This is a genomic window from Micromonospora sp. WMMA1996, assembly GCF_002573675.1.
GTDB lineage: Bacteria > Actinomycetota > Actinomycetes > Mycobacteriales > Micromonosporaceae > Micromonospora > Micromonospora sediminicola.
The window spans coordinates 641,941-662,160 of record NZ_PDHU01000003.1 but is presented as its reverse complement, the minus strand read 5'-3'; the positions used below and the strand labels follow the sequence as shown (position 1 = coordinate 662,160).

21 protein-coding genes are annotated in these 20,220 nt (G+C 73.9%); 13 read left to right on the top strand and 8 right to left on the bottom strand.

Annotated elements, in window-relative coordinates; all coding sequences use genetic code 11:
- Window positions 1-33: 33 nt before the first annotated feature.
- Window positions 34-627: a class I SAM-dependent methyltransferase gene (locus COO58_RS22765; RefSeq protein WP_218012412.1), complete on the bottom strand. Its 594-nt coding sequence runs from the start codon at window positions 625-627 to the stop codon at window positions 34-36.
- Between the two features lie 129 nt (window positions 628-756).
- On the opposite strand from COO58_RS22765, the gene COO58_RS22760 reads away from it, so the two are divergent.
- The 3 genes from COO58_RS22760 to COO58_RS22750 all read left to right on the top strand — a co-directional run bounded on the left by COO58_RS22760 (window position 757) and on the right by COO58_RS22750 (window position 3,431).
- Window positions 757-1,932: a sensor histidine kinase gene (locus COO58_RS22760; RefSeq protein ID WP_091571268.1), complete on the top strand. Its 1,176-nt coding sequence runs from the start codon at window positions 757-759 to the stop codon at window positions 1,930-1,932.
- A complete protein-coding gene (locus COO58_RS22755; protein WP_091571273.1) occupies window positions 1,929-2,621 on the top strand; it encodes a response regulator transcription factor in 693 nt (230 codons plus the stop codon). The genes COO58_RS22760 and COO58_RS22755 overlap by 4 nt, the downstream gene beginning before the upstream one ends.
- Before the next feature lie 81 nt (window positions 2,622-2,702).
- Window positions 2,703-3,431, top strand: coding sequence for a DedA family protein (locus COO58_RS22750; RefSeq protein ID WP_098747110.1), 729 nt, complete (start codon window positions 2,703-2,705; stop codon window positions 3,429-3,431).
- Window positions 3,432-3,477: 46 nt separating this feature from the next.
- On the opposite strand, the gene COO58_RS22745 is transcribed toward COO58_RS22750, so the two are convergent.
- Both COO58_RS22745 and COO58_RS22740 read right to left on the bottom strand, forming a co-directional pair.
- Window positions 3,478-3,897 (bottom strand): VOC family protein, encoded by a 420-nt coding sequence (locus COO58_RS22745; protein WP_091571281.1) that lies wholly within the window; start codon window positions 3,895-3,897, stop codon window positions 3,478-3,480.
- Window positions 3,873-4,445 carry a cob(I)yrinic acid a,c-diamide adenosyltransferase gene (locus COO58_RS22740; RefSeq protein ID WP_098747108.1) on the bottom strand — a complete coding sequence of 191 codons (573 nt, stop codon included), beginning with the start codon at window positions 4,443-4,445 and terminating at the stop codon, window positions 3,873-3,875. The genes COO58_RS22745 and COO58_RS22740 overlap by 25 nt, the downstream gene beginning before the upstream one ends.
- Between COO58_RS22740 and murA the strand changes: the two genes are divergently transcribed.
- Window positions 4,444-5,874 (top strand): UDP-N-acetylglucosamine 1-carboxyvinyltransferase, encoded by a 1,431-nt coding sequence (gene murA, locus COO58_RS22735; RefSeq protein WP_091571286.1) that lies wholly within the window; start codon window positions 4,444-4,446, stop codon window positions 5,872-5,874. The genes COO58_RS22740 and murA overlap by 2 nt on opposite strands.
- A 65-nt stretch (window positions 5,875-5,939) precedes the next feature.
- Window positions 5,940-6,788 carry a 3-hydroxyacyl-CoA dehydrogenase family protein gene (locus COO58_RS22730; RefSeq protein ID WP_091571292.1) on the top strand — a complete coding sequence of 283 codons (849 nt, stop codon included), beginning with the start codon at window positions 5,940-5,942 and terminating at the stop codon, window positions 6,786-6,788.
- 74 nt (window positions 6,789-6,862) lie between these two features.
- On the opposite strand, the gene COO58_RS22725 is transcribed toward COO58_RS22730, so the two are convergent.
- From COO58_RS22725 to COO58_RS22715, 3 genes are all read right to left on the bottom strand, one after another.
- On the bottom strand, window positions 6,863-7,672 hold the full coding sequence (locus tag COO58_RS22725) for an alpha/beta hydrolase family protein (protein WP_091571296.1): 810 nt from the start codon (window positions 7,670-7,672) through the stop codon (window positions 6,863-6,865).
- A gap of 105 nt (window positions 7,673-7,777) precedes the next feature.
- The gene (locus COO58_RS22720; protein ID WP_098747106.1) at window positions 7,778-8,623 is read right to left on the bottom strand and encodes an ABC transporter permease; all 846 of its coding nucleotides are present in this window, start codon (window positions 8,621-8,623) and stop codon (window positions 7,778-7,780) included.
- Window positions 8,620-9,468 carry an ABC transporter ATP-binding protein gene (locus COO58_RS22715; RefSeq protein WP_091571304.1) on the bottom strand — a complete coding sequence of 283 codons (849 nt, stop codon included), beginning with the start codon at window positions 9,466-9,468 and terminating at the stop codon, window positions 8,620-8,622. Before COO58_RS22715 ends, COO58_RS22720 begins: the two co-directional genes overlap by 4 nt.
- Window positions 9,469-9,619: 151 nt before the next feature.
- Between COO58_RS22715 and COO58_RS22710 the strand changes: the two genes are divergently transcribed.
- Entirely contained in the window at window positions 9,620-11,623 is a 2,004-nt protein-coding gene (locus tag COO58_RS22710) for a protein meaA (RefSeq protein WP_098747104.1), read from the top strand.
- A gap of 57 nt (window positions 11,624-11,680) precedes the next feature.
- A complete protein-coding gene (locus COO58_RS22705) occupies window positions 11,681-11,977 on the top strand; it encodes a DUF1540 domain-containing protein (protein ID WP_091577020.1) in 297 nt (98 codons plus the stop codon).
- 13 nt (window positions 11,978-11,990) lie between these two features.
- Here COO58_RS22705 and COO58_RS22700 read toward each other — a convergent pair whose 3' ends face one another.
- Entirely contained in the window at window positions 11,991-12,608 is a 618-nt protein-coding gene (locus COO58_RS22700; RefSeq protein ID WP_091571311.1) for a DUF4126 domain-containing protein, read from the bottom strand.
- Window positions 12,609-12,679: 71 nt separating this feature from the next.
- Between COO58_RS22700 and nucS the strand changes: the two genes are divergently transcribed.
- Window positions 12,680-13,339 (top strand): endonuclease NucS, encoded by a 660-nt coding sequence (gene nucS / locus COO58_RS22695; RefSeq protein WP_091577023.1) that lies wholly within the window; start codon window positions 12,680-12,682, stop codon window positions 13,337-13,339.
- 3 nt (window positions 13,340-13,342) lie between these two features.
- Here the strand turns inward: nucS and COO58_RS22690 are convergent, their stop codons facing one another.
- Entirely contained in the window at window positions 13,343-14,845 is a 1,503-nt protein-coding gene (locus tag COO58_RS22690; RefSeq protein WP_091571316.1) for an aldehyde dehydrogenase family protein, read from the bottom strand.
- Window positions 14,846-15,085: 240 nt separating this feature from the next.
- Here COO58_RS22690 and COO58_RS22685 point away from each other — a divergent pair, with 240 nt between their 5' ends.
- The 5 genes from COO58_RS22685 (at window position 15,086) to COO58_RS22665 (ending at window position 20,215) form a co-directional block, all read left to right on the top strand.
- On the top strand, window positions 15,086-15,532 hold the full coding sequence (locus COO58_RS22685) for an FHA domain-containing protein (RefSeq protein WP_091571320.1): 447 nt from the start codon (window positions 15,086-15,088) through the stop codon (window positions 15,530-15,532).
- A 95-nt stretch (window positions 15,533-15,627) separates the two neighbouring features.
- Complete coding sequence (locus COO58_RS22680) at window positions 15,628-16,692, top strand: alpha/beta fold hydrolase (RefSeq protein ID WP_098747103.1); 1,065 nt, start codon at window positions 15,628-15,630, stop codon at window positions 16,690-16,692.
- 123 nt (window positions 16,693-16,815) lie between these two features.
- A complete protein-coding gene (locus COO58_RS22675) occupies window positions 16,816-18,606 on the top strand; it encodes a 3-hydroxyacyl-CoA dehydrogenase family protein (protein WP_091571329.1) in 1,791 nt (596 codons plus the stop codon).
- Window positions 18,607-18,647: 41 nt separating this feature from the next.
- Window positions 18,648-19,142, top strand: coding sequence for a SigE family RNA polymerase sigma factor (locus tag COO58_RS22670; protein WP_091571332.1), 495 nt, complete (start codon window positions 18,648-18,650; stop codon window positions 19,140-19,142).
- Window positions 19,139-20,215 carry a hypothetical protein gene (locus COO58_RS22665; RefSeq protein WP_098747101.1) on the top strand — a complete coding sequence of 359 codons (1,077 nt, stop codon included), beginning with the start codon at window positions 19,139-19,141 and terminating at the stop codon, window positions 20,213-20,215. Before COO58_RS22670 ends, COO58_RS22665 begins: the two co-directional genes overlap by 4 nt.
- Window positions 20,216-20,220: the final 5 nt, after the last annotated feature.

Here is a 20,220-nt window from a genome sequence, read left to right as displayed (position 1 = left end):
CACCCCGAACCCGGGGTGCCGGCCTTTCGCACGTCAGCGCGCCACGGGTCGGCGGCAGTGGTAGACCAGGGCCGGTGGCAGGTTCGACCAGACCGTCCGGCCGACGGTCACCTCCTCGAAGGCCCCGGTCAGCAGTCGCCGGAAGCGACGGGCCGGCCGGGTCGCGAGCGCGTGCCGGTAGGCGAACGTGGTGAACGCGCCGCTCGGCCGGAGCGTCCGCAGCACCGCGTCGAGGACGGCGAGTTGACGCCCCGCGCCGAACGCCGCCCACGGTAGCCCGCTGACCACCACGTCGGCGGCGGGCAGGTGCCGGTCGGACAGCACCCGGTCGAGGGTGGCGGCGTCCGCGCGGATGACCCGTACGGCCGGGTGACGTCGGGAGAGCGCGGCGGCGAAGCTGGGGTTCAGCTCGACCGCCAGGTGCTGGCCGCGTCCGGCCAGCCGCTGCTGGATGGTGCGGGTGAAGGCGCCGGTGCCGGGGCCGAGTTCGACCACCAGCGGCTGTCCGGTGCGGGGGACGGCGGCGGTGATGTCCCGGGCCAGCGCCGATCCGCTGGGCAGCACCGCGCCGGTGGCGAGCGGGTGCCGGGCGAACTGGCCGAGGAAGGCGGGGGCGTCGCTGATCACGGTCACCGACGCTAGGCGGGCGTACGCGGTCCGGGTCTCGTGCGGTGGGCCGGCACACCGGCCAGTCGGAGGAGGGGCACCGGCCGGTGGAAGGGCCGACCTGCCCTTCCCGCTCCGTATCGTGGCCGCATGAGGGGCGGGCGGTGGACCGGGTGGCCCGAGCTGCTGCTCGGGCTCGGCACGGCCGCCCTGGGTCTGATCAGCACCCGGATCGTGATACCCGGCATCCCGCGCGAGGCGTGGGCCGGCGTCTTCGCGGTGCTCGCCGGGCTCATCCTGATCGGGGTACGCCGCTGGCCGTGGCCGGTGCTGCTCGCCACGTCGGCGCTGCTGCTCGTCGCCGACACGGTGACGGTGACCGGTGCGGACACCGCCCAGTTCGCCGCCTCGGTGGCGTTGGGCTACGTCGCGTACCGCTCGGGATGGCCGGGCACCGCCGTCGCGTACGGGCTCTTCGTGGCGGTGACGCTGGTCAACGTGATCGACCCGGGGAACGCGGAGGTGCTCCGTGGTGGTGTCGGCGTGCTCCGGGTGCTGATGCTGGCCGGGTTCGCCGCCGCGCCGGTGGCGTTCGGCCGCTATCTGCGCGGGGTACGGCAGGCGGCGGAGGCGGCCGAGGAGCGGGCCCGGGAGGCCGAGGAGCGGCGGGCGACCGAGGCGCGGATGGTCCGGCTGACCGAGCGGACGGCCATCGCCCGCGATCTGCACGACATCGTCGCCCACCACGTCGCGGCGATCGCGCTGCGGGCCGGGTCGGCGCGGTACGCCGTGCAGCACACCGGCCGGCCGGAGGAGGCGGTGACGGCGCTCGGCGAGTTGCGCGACACCGCCGGGCAGGTGCTGGACGAGTTGCGGGAACTGCTGGAGGTGCTCCGCGACCCGGACGCGGTGGAACCGGCGGAGTCGCAGGTCGAGCCGGTCCAGGTGATCCGCGACGCGGCCCGGCGGGTACGCGAGGCCGGCCTGGCGGTGCAGGTGCGGATGCCGGAGGTGCTGCACCGGGTGCCGTTGGTGGTCGGGACGACCGCGGCCCGGGTCGTGCAGGAGGCGTTGACCAACAGCCTGAAGCACGCCGGGCCGGGCGCGGTCGTCTCGGTCGACGTCCGGGTGACCGATGGGGCGCTCCTCCTGGAGGTGCTGGACAGCGGCCCGGCGCGCCCGCGTACCCGGCTGCCCGTGTCGGGCCACGGCCTGCGCGGCATGCGCGAGCGGGTCGGCCTGCTCGGTGGGACGCTCGTCGCGGGCGGCACCGACGGCGGCGGCTGGCGGCTACGGGTCCGACTGCCGATCAGGGAGAACGAATGATCAGAGTGCTGGTGGTCGACGACCAGGCCCTCGTCCGCGCCGGCGTGGGCCTGGTGCTGCGGACGGCCGGCGGCTTCGAGGTGGTCGGCGAGGCGGGGGACGGGCACGAGGCGGTCCGGCTCGCCGAGCGGCTGCGGCCGGACGTCATCCTGATGGACCTGCGGATGCCCCGGCTCGACGGCATCGAGGCGACGCGACGGATCCTGCGGCAGCAGCCGGCGGCCCGGGTGCTGGTGCTGACCACGTTCGCCGACGACGCGAACGTCTACGGTGCGCTCGGCGCCGGGGCGCAGGGCTACCTGGTGAAGGACGGCGCCCCCGAGGATCTGGTCGACGCGGTGCGGCGGGCGGCATCCGGTGAGCCGCTGCTCGCCGCGCCGGTGTTGGCCCGGGTGCTGCGCCGGGCGCTCGCCGCGCACGACCGCGACCGCGCCCCGGACCCGGCCGCCGCCGGGCTCGGCCTGCTCACCACCCGGGAGCGGGAGGTGCTGGCGCTGGTCGGCGCGGGGCTGTCCAACGCCGAGATCGGGGCGCGGCTGCACCTGGGGGTGACCACGGTGAAGACCCACGTCTCGGCCGCGATGGAGAAGCTGGAGCTGCGCAACCGGGTCCAGGCCGCGGTGGTGGCGCACCGGCTCGGCCTGGTCGACGACGGCTTCAACCCGGTGCCGGATCCGGGTGGACCCTAGGGCGACGACCGGCCACCCGGAGGACCCGGCCCGGCCGTGGGCAGGACGTCGTCGCCCGTCCCGGGCGCGACGCTGGGAGGCATGACCTTCCTGGATTCCCTGGTGGACCGGCTCGACGCGCTGCCGCCGGGCCTCCTGCTGCTGGTCGCGGCGGCGGTGCTCGCCGGCGAGGTGGGGCTGCTGGCCGGTGTGGTGCTGCCGGCCGCGACCACCATGCTGACGGTCGGGTTGCTGGCCCGCGCCGGTCGCGTCGACCTGGGCGTCGCGCTGGCGGTGACCACCGCCGCCGCGTTCGCCGGGGACCAGCTCGGCTATCTGGAGGGGCGGCTGCTCGGCCCGAGGCTGCGGCGCGGACCGCTGGGCCGTCGGGTGGGGGAGGAGCGGTGGCGGCGCGCCGAGGCGCTGGTCGCCGCCAAGGGTGGGAGCGCCGTGCTGCTCGGCCGTTGGACCGCGTTCGTCCGGACGCTGGTGCCCCGGGTGGCGGGGGCCGCCGGCCTGCCGTACCGCCGGTTCGTGCTCGCCGACGGCCTGGCGGTGGTCGTCTGGGTGCCCGGCACGGTGCTCGTCGGTTGGACGGCCGGCGGCCTGCCGGCCGGTGTGCCGGCCGCCGCCGGGGTGGCGGTGGTCGCGGCGGTCGCGCTCGCGCTGGGGCTCCGGCACCTGCGGGTACGCCGGCGGCGCGCCGTCCGTCGTGCCTGCTCCGGGCCGGTCCGTGGCCGGCGCGGCGCCACCCGCCTCCGGCCGGGCTCGCGGCGGCCGGGGGCCGGTCGCACCGCGCCCGTCCGCCGGGGCGCGATCGACCGGTGCTGAGGCCGGGCGGGGGCGCGGGTCCGTGTCGCCCGCGCCCGCCCCCGGATCAGCTCGTCTCGCCGACCAACTCGACCTCGTAGCCCTGACCGTCGGTCAGGTAGGCGGCATAGTTCTCCGGACCGCCCGCGTGCGGGTGCCGGTCCGGGAAGAGCAGCGTCCAGCCGTGCTCGGGCGCGCCGGCGACCAGGCGGTCGACGGCCGCCGGCGGGCCGGCGTGGAAGGCCAGGTGGTTGAGGCCCGGCGCGAGCCGGTCGTGGGTCCGGCCGGTGAGCGCCGGGGACTCCTCCAGCACCAGGTAGGTGGGCCCGTGCCGCCAGGAGCGGCCGACCGGCCAGTTCTGGTACGGGGTCCAGCCCAGCTCGTCGAGAAGCCAGCCCCACGAACGACTGGCCGCCTCCAGGTCGGGTACCCAGACCTCCACGTGGTGCAGGCCGCCGACGGTCAGCGCTTCCCGCCCGGCACCCATAGCACGTCTCCGTCCGGATTCGCCGTTCTTGACAGGATAAAGAGCAGATCGGAGAGCCGGTTGAGATACTTTGCCGGGAGGGGGCTGGTCCGATCGGGGTCGTGTGCGACCAGCGCCCATGCCGCACGCTCGGCGCGCCGGGCGGTCGTCCGTGCCACGTGCAGCAGTGCCGCGCCCGCGGTGCCGCCGGGGAGGATGAAGGAGTCGAGCTTGCTCAGGCGCGCGTTGTACTCGTCGCACCAGCCTTCGAGGCGCTCGACGTACTCCTCGGTGACCCGCAGCGGCGGGTACTTCGGGTCCGGCTCCACCGGCGTGGCCAGGTCCGCGCCGACGTCGAACATGTCGTTCTGCACGGACTCCAGCATCGCCCGCAGCTCGTCCGGGAGCTGCCCCAGGGCGAGCGCGACGCCGATCGAGGCGTTGCACTCGTCCACGTCGGCGTACGCGGCGATCCGCGGATCGGTCTTCGGCACCTGCTCGTTGTTGCTCAGCCTGGTCATGCCGGCGTCGCCGGCCTTGGTGTAGATGCGCGTGAGGTGGACGGCCATGACGCACAGCCTACGGATACCGGACCTGACGATCCCGGTGCGCCCGGACCGGTCGACCGCGGTGGGGCCGGGTGACGCCGGCGACCCGGCGATCAGCGACGTCGACGTCATCCGGGTACGGGGGGACGCCCGGCTGGCCGGCACCGTGCACGTGGTGGGCGCGAAGAACTCGGCGTTGAAGCTGATGGCCGCCGCGCTGCTCGCGCCCGGCCGCAGCGTGATCACCAACGTGCCCCGGATCACCGACATCGCGATCATGGGCGAGGTGCTGCGCCGGCTCGGCTGCGGCGTACGCTTCGGCCCGGACGACCCGGTCGACCCGATGGTGGCCCGCGGCGGTGTGGAACGGTCCCGCTCGGTCGTCATCGACGTGCCGGAGCGACCCGGCGCGGAGGCCGACTACGACCTGGTCCGCCGGCTGCGCGCGTCGATCTGCGTGCTCGGCCCGCTGCTCGCCCGGCGGGGCTACGTCCGGGTGGCCCACCCCGGCGGCGACGCCATCGGCTCGCGCGGCCTGGACATGCACATCGCCGGCCTGGCCCGGATGGGCGCGGAGATCTCCGGCGAGCACGGCTTCGTCATCGCCGAGGCCCCGGACGGCCTGCACGGCGCGGACATCGTGCTGGACTTCCCGAGCGTGGGCGCCACCGAGAACCTGGTGATGGCGGCGGTGCTGGCCCGGGGCGGCACGACGATCGACAACGCGGCCCGGGAGCCGGAGATCGTCGACATCTGCACCATGCTCAACCGGATGGGCGCGCGGATCTCCGGCGCCGGCAGCTCGACGCTGCACATCGTCGGCGTACCCGAGCTGCGTCCGGTCCGGCACGCCACGGTGGGGGACCGGATCGTCGCCGGCACCTGGGCGTTCGCGGCCGCGATGACCCGGGGGGACGTCACCGTGACCGGCGTCGACCCGGCCTACCTGGAGGTCGCGCTGGACAAGCTGGTCACGGCCGGCGGCCTCGTGGAGACCCGGGGCGACGGCTTCCGGGTACGGATGGACGACCGCCCCAGGGCGGTCGACGTGGTCACGCTGCCGTACCCGGGCTTCGCCACCGACCTGCTGCCGATGGCGATCGGCCTGGCCGCGGTCAGCGACGGCGGCTCGCTGATCACCGAGAACATCTTCGACGGCCGGTTCATGTTCGCCAACGAGATGATGCGGCTCGGCGCGGAGATCCGGACCGACGGGCACCACGCCCTGGTCTGCGGCCGGGAGCGGCTCTCCGGCGCCCCGGTACGCGCCACCGACATCCGGGCCGGCGCCGGCCTGATCATCGCCGGGCTGTGCGCCGACGGGACGACCGAGGTCTCGCACGTGCACCACGTGGACCGGGGCTACCCGGACTTCGTGGCGGATCTGCGGGCGCTCGGCGTCGAGGTGGAGCGCGGCACCGCGCCGGAGGAACCCGACCTGGCCATCTGACGGCCCTTATCCCTCGTTAAGTAGGGTTCTGGAGGACATTCCAGAACACGGCGAGGGAGAAGCAGATGGCGGGTCGACTCGCGGTCGTCGGTGCCGGGCTGATGGGCTCGGGCATCGCCCAGGTGGCGGCGCAGGCGGGCTGGCAGGTGACGCTGCGCGACGTGGACGACGCGGCCACGAAGCGGGGCGTCGACGGCATCCGGAAGTCGCTGACGAAGTTCGCCGAGAAGGGCAGGATCGAGGCGTCCGACGTCGAGGCGACGCTGGGCCGGATCACCCCGACCACCGAGCTGGAGGCGGCGGCCGACGCGGACATCGTGGTCGAGGCGGTCTTCGAGAAGATCGAGATCAAGCACGAGGTGTTCCGCGCGCTGGACAAGATCTGCAAGGCGGACGCGGTGCTGGCCACCAACACCTCGGCCATCCCGGTCACCCAGATCGCCACCGCCACCGAGCGCCCGGAGTCGGTGGTGGGCACCCACTTCTTCTCGCCGGTGCCGATGATGAAGCTCTGTGAGCTGGTCCGGGGCTACAAGACCAGCGACGCGACCATGGACACCGCCCGGTCGTTCGCCGAGGAGATCGGCAAGACCGTGGTGGTGGTCAACCGGGACATCGCCGGCTTCGTCACCACCCGCCTGATCTGCGCGCTGGCGATGGAGGCGGTCAAGCTGGTCGAGTCCGGCGTGATCTCCGCCGAGGACCTGGACACCGCCTGCAAGCTGGGCTTCGGGCACGCGATGGGCCCGCTGGCCACCGTCGACCTGACCGGTGTGGACGTGCTCCTGAACGCCACCCGCAACATCTACACGGACACCGCGGACGAGAAGTTCTTCCCGCCGGAGCTGCTCCAGCGCATGGCCACCGCCGGCGACCTGGGCCGCAAGACCGGCCAGGGCTTCTACTCGTACTGACCGGCTGGTCCCGCCCCCGGCCCGTGCGGCCGGGGGCGGTTCACGTCCGCGGCCGGTTCACGTCCGCGGCCGGTTCACGGCCGGGGCGGGCTGAGCGCGGCGCCGATCAGCGCGAACGCGTCCGGGAGGACGGTGCCCCAGTAGCCGAAGTTGTGCCGCCCGTCGGCCCAGGCGGCGCGTACCGGCTTCTCGGGCAGCGCCCGGGCCAGCGCGCGGACGTCGGGGAGGAAGTTGTCCTGCCGGCCGCACCAGAGCCCGACCGGGGTGCCGCGCAGCTTGTCGACGCCGGTGAAGACCGCGTCGCCGGGGCGCACCGCCGGGGAGAAGGCCGCCGCCATCCTCAGCCAGCCCGGGTACGTCTCGGCCAGCAGCAGCGCCCCGAAGCCTCCCATCGACCAGCCCCAGACGGCCGTCCGGCTGATGTCGAAGCCGCGCCGGGCGCACCAGGCCGGCACCTCCTCGCGCACCATCCGTCGCGGGTCGTCGTCGCCGGCGGGACGCCAGGAGAGCCGGCCGCCGGTCGCTCCGGCGAGCGCGAACGGCGGGGCGCCGCGCCGCACCGCGTCGGTGAGGAAGCGGGCCAGCCCGAACCGGCCGTAGTCGCGCGGGGTGGCCGAGGCGCCGTGCAGGACCAGGCAGACGGGCAGGCCGCGGCCGTCGCCGTACCCCTCGGGCACGGCGGTCCAGAAGTCCACCTCGCGCCCGCGGGCGCCGGAGGCGATCCGGATCAGCCGCTCGTCCCCGGCCGGGGCGTCCGGCACTGTGGGTTCCGGTCCGGGCCGGGGAGTGGAGAGCTGCCGGGCGGCCAGGCCGCCGACCAGGCCGGCGCCGGCGATCCCTCCGGCGGCGGTCAGCAGTGTCCGCCGGCTCAGCGTGCGTGCCATGCCGGGCAGTGTGCCACCTCGGGCGAGGCGAGTGCGGTCGTGTGCGTGGTTAAGAAGGGGCCCCTCCTCTACCGCAGGCGTTAAGAAGGGGCCCTTCCTTACACCTCAGCCGTCGCGGCGGGTGGTCCACCGGAAGGTGCTCAGGCAGAGCACCAGGCCGATCACGCACCAGGCTGCCAGCACCAGCGCCACCTTGCCCAGCTCGAACGACCCGCCCGGCTCCTGGCCGCCGAAGCTGTCCGGGAGGAAGACCGACCGCAGCCCCTGGCACATCCACTTGAGCGGGAAGATCGCGGCGACCTGCTGCATCCAGGTGGGCAGGCTGGTGAAGACGAAGAACACGCCCGAGATGAACTGGAGGACCAGCGCGACCGGGGTGACCACCGCGGAGCCGCTGCGGGCGGTGCGGGCCAGCGACGAGATGGCGATGCCGCAGAGCGTGCAGGCGGTGACGCCGAGGACGGCGACCCAGCCGAAGGTGAGCCACTTGGCGGCGGTCTGCGGCAGGTCCAGGTCGAACAGTGCGACCGAGACGGCGAGCAGGAGCGCGGTCTCGGCGATGCCGATGACCACCACCATGAGCACCTTGCCGGCGAACCAGACCCACTTCGGCATCGGCGTGCCCCGGTAGCGCTTGAGCACGCCCCGGTCCCGCTCGATCGGGATCCAGATGCCGAGGTTCTGGAAACTGACGGTCATCAGGCCGGTCGCGATCATGCCGGTGATGAAGTACTGCGTGTAGCTGACGCCCGGGGCGATCTCGTCGCTGAAGATCGCCGCGAAGATCAGGATCATGATGATCGGGAAGCCCATCGTGAACACGACGGACTCCCGGCTGCGCAGGAACTGGGTGATCTCCAGCCGGCCCTGGCGCAGCGCCAGCGTGCCCGCGCCGAGCCGCCGGGCCGGTGCCGCGGCGACCGGGGCCGTCGGCTTCGTCGTGGTGGTCATGAGTGTCCGATCATCCGCAGGTAGACGTCTTCCAGGGTCGGCCGGGTCACGGTCAGGCCGGGCACCTCGCCGCCGAAGCGCGCGGCCAGCTCGGCCACCAGCGCCGTCGGCGTCGCGGTCTCCGCCGAGCCCGGCGTTCCCTCGGGCGTACGCCAGGAGACGGTCGCCAGCGACTCCTGCCGGTTGCCCAGCGCGTTCGGCGGCGCGACCTCGATCACCCGCCCGGCGGCGATCACGCCGACCCGGTCGGCGAGGGCCTCGGCCTCGTCCAGGTAGTGGGTGGTGAGCACGATCGTGGTGCCGGCGGCGGAGAGGTCCCGGATCAGCTCCCAGAACTCGCGCCGGGCCTCCGGGTCGAACCCGGTGGTCGGCTCGTCGAGGAAGAGCAGCTCGGGCCGGCCGATGATGCCCAGCGCCACGTCGAGGCGGCGCTTCTGCCCGCCGGAGAGCGTGTGCGTACGCGCCCTGGCCTTGGCACCCAGCCCCACCCGCTCGACCACCTTGTCCGGGTCGTCGGCGTCGGGGTAGAACCCGGAGAAGTGCCGGACCACCTCGCCGACGGTCAGCTCGTCGAACTCGCCGGTGCCCTGGAGCACGATGCCCACCCGGGAACGCCAGCCGGCGTCGGGCCTGGCCGGGTCGACGCCGAGCACCCGCACCTCGCCGGCGTCGCGGTGCCGGTAGCCCTCCAGGATCTCCACCGTGGTGGTCTTGCCCGCGCCGTTCGGGCCGAGCAGGGCGAACACCTCGCCCCGGTGGACGTCCAGGTCCACCCCCGCCACCGCGACGTTGTCGCCGTACGTCTTGCGCAGTCCCCGTACGGAGATCGCGAGCTCGTCTTCCATGACGTCCAGTGTGCGACTGCCGCGTGCCCGGCCGCGGGCCGGGGTGTGGTGGTGTCGCCCATCTGTCGCCGTCCGTGCCCGTCGGTCCGCTCCATGGACCTGTGTGGTTTTCCACAGCCCGTTTTACTGAACGGTAACTTAAACTCCGGCCATGGATGACGCGACGCCGGGACGCCTGCCGGAGCGGGACCGCCCGTGGGTGATGCGCACGTACGCCGGGCACTCCTCCGCCGCGGCCTCCAACGCGCTCTACCGCCGCAACCTGGCCAAGGGGCAGACCGGGCTCTCGGTCGCGTTCGACCTGCCCACCCAGACCGGGTACGACCCCGACCACGAGCTGGCCGCCGGCGAGGTGGGCCGGGTCGGCGTGCCGGTGGCGCACCTCGGCGACATGCGCGCGCTCGTCGACGGCATTCCGCTGGCCGACATGAACACCTCGATGACCATCAACGCGCCGGCCATGTGGATGCTCGCGCTCTACGGCACCGCCGCCGCCGAGCAGGGCGCCGACCTGCGCCGCTGCGCCGGCACCACGCAGAACGACATCATCAAGGAGTACCTGTCCCGGGGGACGTACATCTTCCCGCCGGCCGCGTCGCTGCGGCTGACCGCCGACGTCGTCGCGTACACGCTGCGGGAGATGCCGCGGTGGAACCCGGTCAACATCTGCTCGTACCACCTCCAGGAGGCCGGCGCGACGCCGGTGCAGGAGGTCGGTTTCGCGCTCGCCACCGCCGTCGCCGTGCTGGACACCGTGCGCGACTCCGGCCAGGTGCCGGCCGAGCGGATGGGCGACGTGGTCCAGCGGATCTCGTTCTTCGTCAACGCCGGCGTGCGCTTCGTCGAGGAGATCGCCAAGATGCGCGCGTTCGGCGCGCTCTGGGACGAGATCACCCGGGACCGCTACGGCGTGACCGAGGCGAAGCAGCGCCGGTTCCGCTACGGCGTGCAGGTCAACTCGCTGGGCCTGACCGAGGCGCAGCCGGAGAACAACATCCAGCGGATCGTGCTGGAGATGCTCGGCGTGACCTTCTCCCGGGACGCGCGGGCCCGGGCGGTGCAGCTGCCCGCCTGGAACGAGGCGCTCGGCCTGCCCCGTCCCTGGGACCAGCAGTGGTCGCTGCGCATGCAGCAGGTGCTGGCGTACGAGTCGGACCTGCTGGAGTACCCGGACCTGTTCGAGGGCTCGCACGTGATGACCGCGCTGGTCGACGACATCGTGACCGGCGCGCGGGTCGAGCTGGAGAAGGTGCTGGAGATGGGCGGCGTGGTGACCGCCGTCGAGTCCGGCTATCTCAAGAGCGCGCTGGTCGCCTCGCTGGCCGACCGGCGTCGGCGGATGGAGTCCGGCGCGGACGTGGTGGTCGGCGTCAACCGGTTCACCGAGACCGAGCCGTCCCCGCTGACCGCAGCCGGCGCCGAGGCGGTCGAGCAGGTCGACCCGGCGGTCGAGGCGGCCGCCGCGGACGGCGTACGCCAGTGGCGGGCCGGCCGGGACGCGGCGGCCGTGGACGCCGCGCTGGACCGGCTGCGGGCGGACGCCGCGACCACCACGAACCTGATGGACGCGACGCTGGCGTGCGTGCGGGCCGGGGTGACCACCGGCGAGTGGGCGGGCGCGCTGCGGCAGGTCTTCGGCGAGTACCGGGCACCGACCGGGCTCTCCGGCGCGGCCGGGGTCGGCGGCGACGCCGGGCTCGCGTCGGTCCGCGAGCGGGTCGCCGCCACGGCCCGGGAGCTGGGCAGCGGCCGGCTGCGGCTGCTGGTCGGCAAGCCGGGGCTGGACGGGCACTCCAACGGCGCCGAGCAGATCGCGGTACGCGCCCGCGACGCCGGCTTCGAGGTGGTCTACCAGGGCATCCGGCTGACCGCCGGGCAGATCGTGGCCGCCGCCGTGGAGGAGGACGTCGACCTGGTCGGTCTCTCCGTGCTCTCCGGCTCGCACCTGGCGGCCGTGCCGGCCGTGCTGGACGGGCTGCGCGCGGCCGGGCGGGGCGACCTGCCGGTGGTGGTGGGCGGCATCATCCCGGCCGGTGACGCCGACGCGCTGCGGGCCGCCGGCGTGGCCCGCGTGTTCACGCCGAAGGACTTCGCGCTCACCGGCATCATCGACCAGCTGGTCACCGTCATCCGCGAGGCCAACGGGTTGAGCTGACGCGGGAGGCGCAAAAGCCTAAAATCGGGGCAAGACACCCACGGAAGGGCGGGAATGATGACCGCGTCGATGGAGATGCCCCGGGTCCAGGAGTGCGCCGTCCGGTCCTGCGCCTACAACCACACGAATGACTGCCACGCGTTCGCCATCACGATCGGCAGCAGCGACCACGCCCACTGCCACACCTTCGTGGAGCTGCCGGTGCGCGGCGGCATCGACCAGTTGGTCGCCCAGGTCGGCGCCTGCTCACGCTCCGACTGCCAGCACAACTCCGACCTGGAGTGCCACGCCCCGGCCATCACGGTGGGCCCGGACATGGACATGGCCGACTGCATGACCTACCGGAGTCGCTGACCGGCCCAGCCGGCTAGACGCGGAAGCCGGCCGCGCGCGCGGCGGCGCGTTCCCGGCGTCGGTGCCGCCGGCGGCGGACCAGCCAGACCGCGAACACCACCAGGCCGACCGCGAACACCAGCACCAGCACCGGCAGCAGGATCGCCACCACCGACATGACCACGCTCGTCGCGTCCTCGGCGGTGCTGGCCACCGGCGCGCCGAAGCCGGCCGTGGTCGCGTTGACCACCGGCCGGGCGGCGGCCTTGAGCAGGTGCACCCCGAGCGCGATCAGCACGCCGACCACCACCGGCACCCACTGGTGGGTGGAGAAGAACGTGTCCGGGTCGCTGACCGTGACCGTCTCCGAGCCGGAACCGGCGCCGAAGGCCAGGCCGCCCGCGGTCGGCCGGACCACCGTCTGCACCATGTCGTTGACGTGGTCGACCACCGGCACCTTGTCGGCCACCACCTCGACCGCGAGCAGCACGGCGAGGATCGCCAGCACCCAGCCGTTGCCGAGCCACTGCCAACCGCTGGGCAGCTCGATCAGGTCGGTGTAGCGGGCCAGCAGGCCCATCAGCATCAGCGGGATGTACGCGTTCAGACCCGCCGAGGCGGCGAGTCCGGAACCGGTGAGGACTTCGAGCACGATCTCAATATGGCACCGGTGCGCCAGTGGCGCTCGTCGGCGGCGGCCGGGGGCTCCGCTACCCTCGTCGGGTGCGGTTGGTCATTGCGAAGTGCTCGGTGGACTATGTCGGACGGCTCTCGGCCCACCTGCCGCCGGCCACCCGGTTGCTCATGGTGAAGGCGGACGGCTCGGTGTCGATCCACGCGGACGACCGGGCGTACAAGCCGTTGAACTGGATGAGCCCGCCGTGCCGCCTGGAGGAGGCGCCCGGCGTGTGGCGGGTGGTCAACAAGGCCGGCGAGGAGCTGCGGATCACCCTGGAGGAGATCTTCCAGGACACCTCGTACGAGCTGGGGGTCGACCCCGGCCTGCGCAAGGACGGCGTCGAGGCGCACCTGCAGGAGCTGCTCGCCGCCAACCCGGAGACGCTGGGGGAGGGCTTCACGCTGGTCCGCCGGGAGTACATGACCGCGATCGGCCCGGTCGACCTGCTCTGCCGGGACGCGAACGCCCGCGCGGTGGCGGTCGAGGTGAAGCGGCGCGGCGAGATCGACGGGGTGGAACAGCTCACCCGCTACCTGGAGCTGATGAACCGCGACCCGCTGCTCGCGCCGGTGACCGGCGTGTTCGCCGCGCAGGAGATCAAGCCGCAGGCCCGGGTGCTCGCCACCGACCGGGGCATCCGGTGCGTGGTGGTCGACTACGACAAGCTGCGCGGCATCGAGCGCGACGAGCTGACGCTGTTCTGAGGCTCAGCGCCCCCGGCCGTACATCAGCTTGGCGACCTTGACCAGGCGGGCGACGTCGGCCGGGGTGCGCTCGAACGTCATGGCCGGCAGCAGCGAGCGGGCCCGGCGGCGGGTGACCGCCTTGGGGCGGCCGAACTCGCGCAGCCCGTCCTCGCCGTGGATCCGGCCGAAGCCGGACTCGCCGGTGCCGCCGAACGGCAGCGTGGACATGCCGGCGAAGGTCAGCGCCGAGTTGACCGAGGCCATCCCGGAGCGCAGCCGCCGCGCCACGGCCACCGCCCGCGCCCGGCCGAAGACCGAACCCCCGAGGCCGTACGGGAGGGCGTTCGCGCGCTCCACGGCCTCGTCGACGTCGCGGACCCGGTTGACGGTGAGCGTCGGGCCGAACGTCTCCTCGCGGACGGCCGCCGAGTCCTCCGGCACGTCGACCAGCACGGTCGGGTGCACGTACGGCGGCTGGACCGCCTCCGGGCCACCGAGCACCGCACGACCACCCCGGGCGACCGCGTCGTCGATGTGGCGGCGGATGACGTCGATCTGGGACGGCATGGTGATCGGGCCGAGGTCGGTGCCGTCCGCGCCCACGGTGAGCCGGCCGGCCCTCGTCACCACCTTGTCGACGAACGCGTCGAAGACCTGGTCGACCGCGTAGACCCGTTCGATGCCGATGCAGGTCTGGCCGGCGTTGGTGAGCCCGCCCCAGACGGCGGCCTCGGCCGCGGCGTCCAGGTCGGCGTCGGCGTCCACGATCATCGCGTCCTTGCCGCCGGCCTCCAGGAGCACCGGGGTGAGCGTCTCGGCACAGGCGGCCATCACCTTCTTCGCGGTGGCGGTCGAGCCGGTGAAGGCCAGCTTCGCCACCCCGGAGCGGCACAGCGCCGCGCCGACGTCGCCGAGCCCGTGCACCGCCTGGAACACCGGCTGCTCCGGCACCACCTCGGCGAAGCGGTCGACCAGCCACTGGCCCACGGCCGGGGTGTACTCGCTGGGCTTGAACACCACCGCGTTGCCGGCGGCCAGCGCGTACGCGGCGGAGCCGATCGGGGTGAAGACCGGATAGTTCCACGGGCCGATCACGCCGACCACGCCGTAGGGCTGGTATTCCAGGTGACCGGTGAACTCGGCCAGGATCAGCCGGGAGCGGACCCGCCGGGGGCCGAGCACCCGGCGGGCGTTGCGGGCCGCCCAGTCGATGTGCTCCAACGCGGTGAGGATCTCCACCACGGCGTCGCCGACCGGCTTGCCGCCCTCGGTGTGCATCAGCTCGGCCAGCTCCTCGATCCGCCGGGCGAGCACGCCGCGCCAGCGCTGGAGCCGGTCCCGCCGGCCGGCGAAGCCGAGCCCGGCCCACCAGTCGGCCGCCGGGCGGGCCCGGTCGACGGCGGCGCGCACGTCCGCCTCGGTCGCCACCGGGAGTCGCCCGGCCTCCGCGCCGGTCGCCGGGCTCGTCGACACCAGTCGACCGGCCTCGATGAGCGGGGTTCCGGGGACATGCACAGCGGTCATGGCCGCAGTCTAGACCCGAACATTACTCACCGGTAGGTGTCACGGACCCCGTACGCTGCCCGGACCGGCCCGCGTCGCATCGACGCCGGTGCCGCCCGATCGCGCCGCGGCCGACTGCCCGAACGGCGAACGGGAGATGGCCGGCCGGGGTCACGGGGGTGACCGCGCGGTGGTGGGAGCCACTACGGTGAGGTGGCAGGCTGACGCCGCGGGGCGATGTGGGGTGGAGGTCGACGGTCCATGGAGGATCATCCGGAGCTGATGCCGCTGCTGACGGTGTCCGGTGGGGCGATGCGCGGGCTCAGTTTCCGGGTCGGACGGGGTGTCCAGGTGATCGGTCGGGCGCCGAGCGCCGACATCGTGCTCGCCGACCCCCACCTGAGCCGGCGGCACGCCACCGTCCAGGCCACCACCGACGGGGTGCTGCTCACCGACCTCGGCTCGACCAACGGCACCTGGCTCAACGACCGGCGGATCAGCGGAAGCGTGCCGCTCGCCGACGGCGACGTGGTCCGCCTCGGCCGCACCGACCTGCGCCTCTACGACCCGGGCGTGGCCCGCACCGACCCGGTCGGGATGAGCTTCGGCGCGCCGCGGCGCGACCAGCGCCCGACCCTGCCGCTGCCGGTCCCGGCGCCGCGCCAGCCGATCGAGTCGCGCGAGGCGCTGCCGATCGACGCCCGCTGACCGCCCGCGCCGCCCCCGGCGGCGACAGGCCCGGGCCGACCGGTGTGGAGGTCGGCCACATGGCTGCGGGCAGGCTGATGTGCCAGCATGCGCTGATGCGGAGCGCACGGCACACGGTCCAGGCCAACGGCATCACCCAGGCGGTCCGGGTGGCCGGCCCGCCGGACGGCGTGCCGGTGCTGCTGGTGCACGGCAACGTCTCCTCCTCCGCGTTCTGGGAGCCACTGCTGCCCCGGCTGCCGGAGACGCTCCGGGTGGTCGCCCCCGACCTGCGCGGCTACGGCGAGACCGACACCGCGCCGGTCGACGCCACCCGGGGCCTCGGCGACTTCGCCGACGACGTGGCCGCCCTGCTGGACGCGCCCGGGCTGTTCGCGCCCGGGGCCCGGCCGGTGGTGGTCGGGCACTCGCTCGGCGGCGGCGTGGCGATGCGGCTGCTGGTCGACCACCCGGAACGGGTGGCCGGGCTGCTGCTGGAGGCGCCGGTCTCCCCGTACGGCTTCGGCGGCACCCGGGACCTCGACGGCACCCCCACCACGCCCGACTTCGCCGGCACCGGCGCGGGCGGCGCGAACCCCGACTTCGTGGCCCGGCTCGCCGCCGGCGACCGGGGCGCGGACGGCCCGACCAGCCCGCGCAACGTGCTGCGCGCCGCGTACGTGGCCGACCCGGCGTCGCTCGGCGACGACGAGGACCTGCTGCTGGAGAGCATGCTCACCACCGCCACCGGGGACGACAACTACCCGGGCACCGCGGTCGCCTCGGCCCACTGGCCGGGGACCGCCGCCGGGCGGCGCGGCGTGCTCAACACGCTGGCCCCGGCCCACTTCCGGCTCGCCGACGAGTTGGTCGCCGTGCCGGTCAAGCCGCCGGTGACCTGGGTACGCGGCGACGCCGACGTGATCGTCTCGGACACCTCGCTGTTCGACCTGGCCTACCTCGGTCAGCTCGGCATGGTGCCCGGCTGGCCCGGCGCCGAGCAGTGCCCGCCGCAGCCGATGCTCGGGCAGACCCGGGCGGTGCTGGAGCGGTACGTGGCGGCCGGCGGGACGTGCCGGGAGGTGGCGTTGCCCGGCTGCGGGCACAGCCCGCACCTGGAGCGGCCGGCCGAGTTCGTGGCCGAGCTGCTGGCGCTCGCCGGGGTGGCCGCGCCCGCCTGAGGCGCGGTGCGTGAAATATCCCACGGCGTCTCGACAACGCAGCGTCACGTGGCAGACTCCGGCGCATAACCTTAGCGGCCGTTCATGTCGGCAACGGCGGAGTCAACCAAGGGGAGGCCGGTCGTGGCGCGCGAGTTCACCAGGGTGGGTGTGGTGGGTCTGGGCACCATGGGTGCCGGCATCGTCGAGGTGTTCGCCCGCAACGGCCTCGACGTGACCGCCGTGGAGATCTCCGACGCCGCGCTGGAGCGGGGTCGGGTGACGCTGACCGGCTCCACCGACCGGGCCGTCGCCAAGGGCAAGCTGGCCGAGGCCGACCGGGACGCCCTGATGGCGCGGGTCGACTTCCGGGTCGGGCTGGACGCGCTGCACGACGTGGACCTGGTGATCGAGGCGGTGCCCGAGCACCTGGACCTCAAGCAGCGGATCTTCGCCGAGCTGGACCGGGTGTGCAAGCCGGAGGCCATCCTGGCCACCAACACGTCGTCGCTGAGCGTCACCGAGATCTCCGTCGCCACGACCCGGCCCAACCAGGTCATCGGCATCCACTTCTTCAACCCGGCCCCGGTGATGAAGCTGGTCGAGGTGGTTCGCACGGTGGTCACCTCGGCCGACGTGGTGGCCGACGTGGAGGCGCTCTGTGAGCGGCTCGGCAAGGTCGACGTGACGATCAGCGACCGGGCCGGCTTCATCGCCAACGCGCTGCTGTTCGGCTACCTGAACCACGCGGTCGGCATGTTCGAGGCCCGCTACGCCACCCGCGAGGACATCGACGCCGCCATGAAGCTCGGCTGCGGTCTGCCGATGGGGCCGCTGGCGCTGATGGACCTGATCGGCCTGGACACCGCGTACGAGATCCTCGACACGATGTACCGGCGCGGCGGCCGGGACCGTCGGCACGCCCCGGCCCCGCTGCTCAAGCAGATGGTCACCGCCGGGCTGCTCGGTCGGAAGTCCGGCCGCGGCTTCTACACCTACGAGCGGCCGGGCTCGCCGAGGGTGGTCGCCGACGAGCACACGCCGCCGGCCGGCGACGCCGCGCTCGCCGACGGCGCCCGGGTGGTCGCCAAGGTCGGCGTGGTCGGCTCCGGGACCATGGCCACCGGCATCATCGAGGTCTTCGCGAAGGCGGGCTACGAGGTCATCTCGGTGACCCGGGGCGCGGAGAAGTCGGCCAAGGTCTGCGAGGCGGTCAAGACCTCGCTCAACAAGGGCGTGGTTCGGGGCAAGCTCAGCGAGACCGACCGGGACGCCGCGCTGGGCCGGATCACCTGGTCCGCCACGCTGGAGCACCTCGCCGACGTCGACCTGGTGGTCGAGGCCGTGGTCGAGGAGCTGAGCGTCAAGAAGGCGCTGTTCGCCAGCCTCGACGAGATCTGCAAGCCGGGCGTCGTGCTCGCCACCACCACCTCGTCGCTGCCGGTGATCGACGTGGCGATGGCCACCCAGCGGCCGGCCGACGTGGTCGGCCTGCACTTCTTCAACCCGGCGCCGATCATGCCGCTGGTGGAGATCGTGCAGACCATCCGCACCTCCACCGAGACGTCGGCCACCGCGCGCGCGGTCTGCGCGAAGTTGGGCAAGACCGGCGTGGTCTGCGGCGACCGCTCCGGCTTCATCGTCAACGCGTTGCTCTTCCCGTACCTGAACGACGCGGTGAAGATGCTGGAGGCCAGCTACTCCACCGCGGACGACATCGACTACGCGATGAAGCTGGGCTGCGGCTACCCGATGGGCCCGTTCGAGCTGCTCGACGTGGTCGGCCTGGACGTCTCGCTGGCCATCCAGCGGGAGCTGTACCTGGAGCTGCGTGAGCCCGGATTCGCCCCGGCGCCGCTGCTGGAGCACCTGGTCACCGCCGGCTACCTGGGCCGCAAGAGCGGCCGGGGCTTCCGCGACCACACCCGGCGCTGAGCCGGGTCAACAACCGGCGCCGGTGACGGCGTCATGAGGGTGTGACCTTCGAGGAGTACGTCGGCAGTCGCGGCCCGGCCCTGTTGCGCCTGGCCCGGCTGCTGACCGGCGACGCGCACCGCGCCGAGGACCTGACCCAGGACGTGCTGGCCCGCGCGTACGTGCACTGGCGGCGGATCGCCCGCGCCGACCGGCCCGACGTGTACGTGCGCCGGATGCTGGTCAACGCCCACAACTCCTGGTGGCGCCGGCGGGTCAACCGGGAGCTGGCGGTGGACACCTTCGCCGAGCGGCCCGAGCGGGGCGACCTCGACGGCGAGGCGGCCGACCGGGACGCGATGTGGCGACTGATCCGCGCCCTGCCCGACCGCCAGCGCGCCGTGCTGGTGCTGCGCTACTACGAGGACCTGGACGACGCGACGATCGCCCAGATCCTCGACTGCTCGCCGGTCACCGTCCGCACCCACGCGATGCGGGCGCTCGCCCACCTCCGGGAGCGCTGCGGCGTCCCGACGACCAAGGGGAGCCGGCAGTGACCGACCTCGACCAGCGGATCACCTCGGCGCTGCGGGAGCGCGCCGAGGGGGAGATCGACACCGGCCGCCTGCTGCGGGACGCCCGCACGCTCGGCCGACGCCGGCAGGTGCGCCGCCGGCTCGCCACCGGGACCGCGCTCGCCCTGGTCGGCGTGCTCGGCCTCGCCGGCGCGGTACGGACGGACGCCGGCGGGCTGGCCGGACGGATGCCCTGGGCCGCCACGACACCGACGGCGGTCGCGCCGGTCCCGCCGAGGGCCGACGCGGAGCCGGGTGCCGCCTGGCACCCCGACCTGGTCGGCGGCGACCCACGTGTGCTGCACCTGGGGCTGGACACCCGCCGGGCCCGCTACCTGGGATGGGCGGTCTACACCGCGAACCGGACCGAGTCGATCCGGTACCGCGTCGGCGACGGGCGACCGGTGCTGGTCGAGGTGAGCCCGGACCGCCGGGCGGTGAACGAACTTCTGCTCAACGGCCTCCCCGGCGCCGAGGGCGCGATCCCGGTGACCTTCGACGGCAGGGTCCGCGAGTTCCGTGTCGGAGGCGGCGGCGTGGTCCGGGCCTGGCAGCCGGTCCCCGGCCTGTACGCCCGGGCGAGCATGCTCGGCGGCGACCGGAGTGCCCTGACCGAGGCGGTGGGCGCCATCCGCTGGAACGAGGCACGCCGGTGCGACGCGCCGTTGCGGCTGGGCGCCGTGCCGCCGGACGCCCAGGTGGCCACCTGCGCGGTCGACGTCGACGCCTTCCCGGGTGGCCTCACCGTCGAGCTGACCATCGTCCGGTCGCCGACGGCGACGATGAGTGTGCAACTGGTGCACGGGGCGCAGATCGCCCAGGACGTCACCAGCGGCAACCGGACGGTGGACGGGCGCCCCGCCCGCCTCTCCGCGGACGGGCACCAGCTCGAACTGCTCGGCATACCGAAGGCGCACCTGACCGCCACGTTCGGCTGGCTGTGGCCGAACGAGCCGCCCGCGGGACAGGTCGACTTCACCGAGGCCGAGGCCACGAGCGTGCTCGCCGGGACCCGGGTGGCGCCGGACCTGACCGATCCGGAGACCTGGGACTGAGCCCT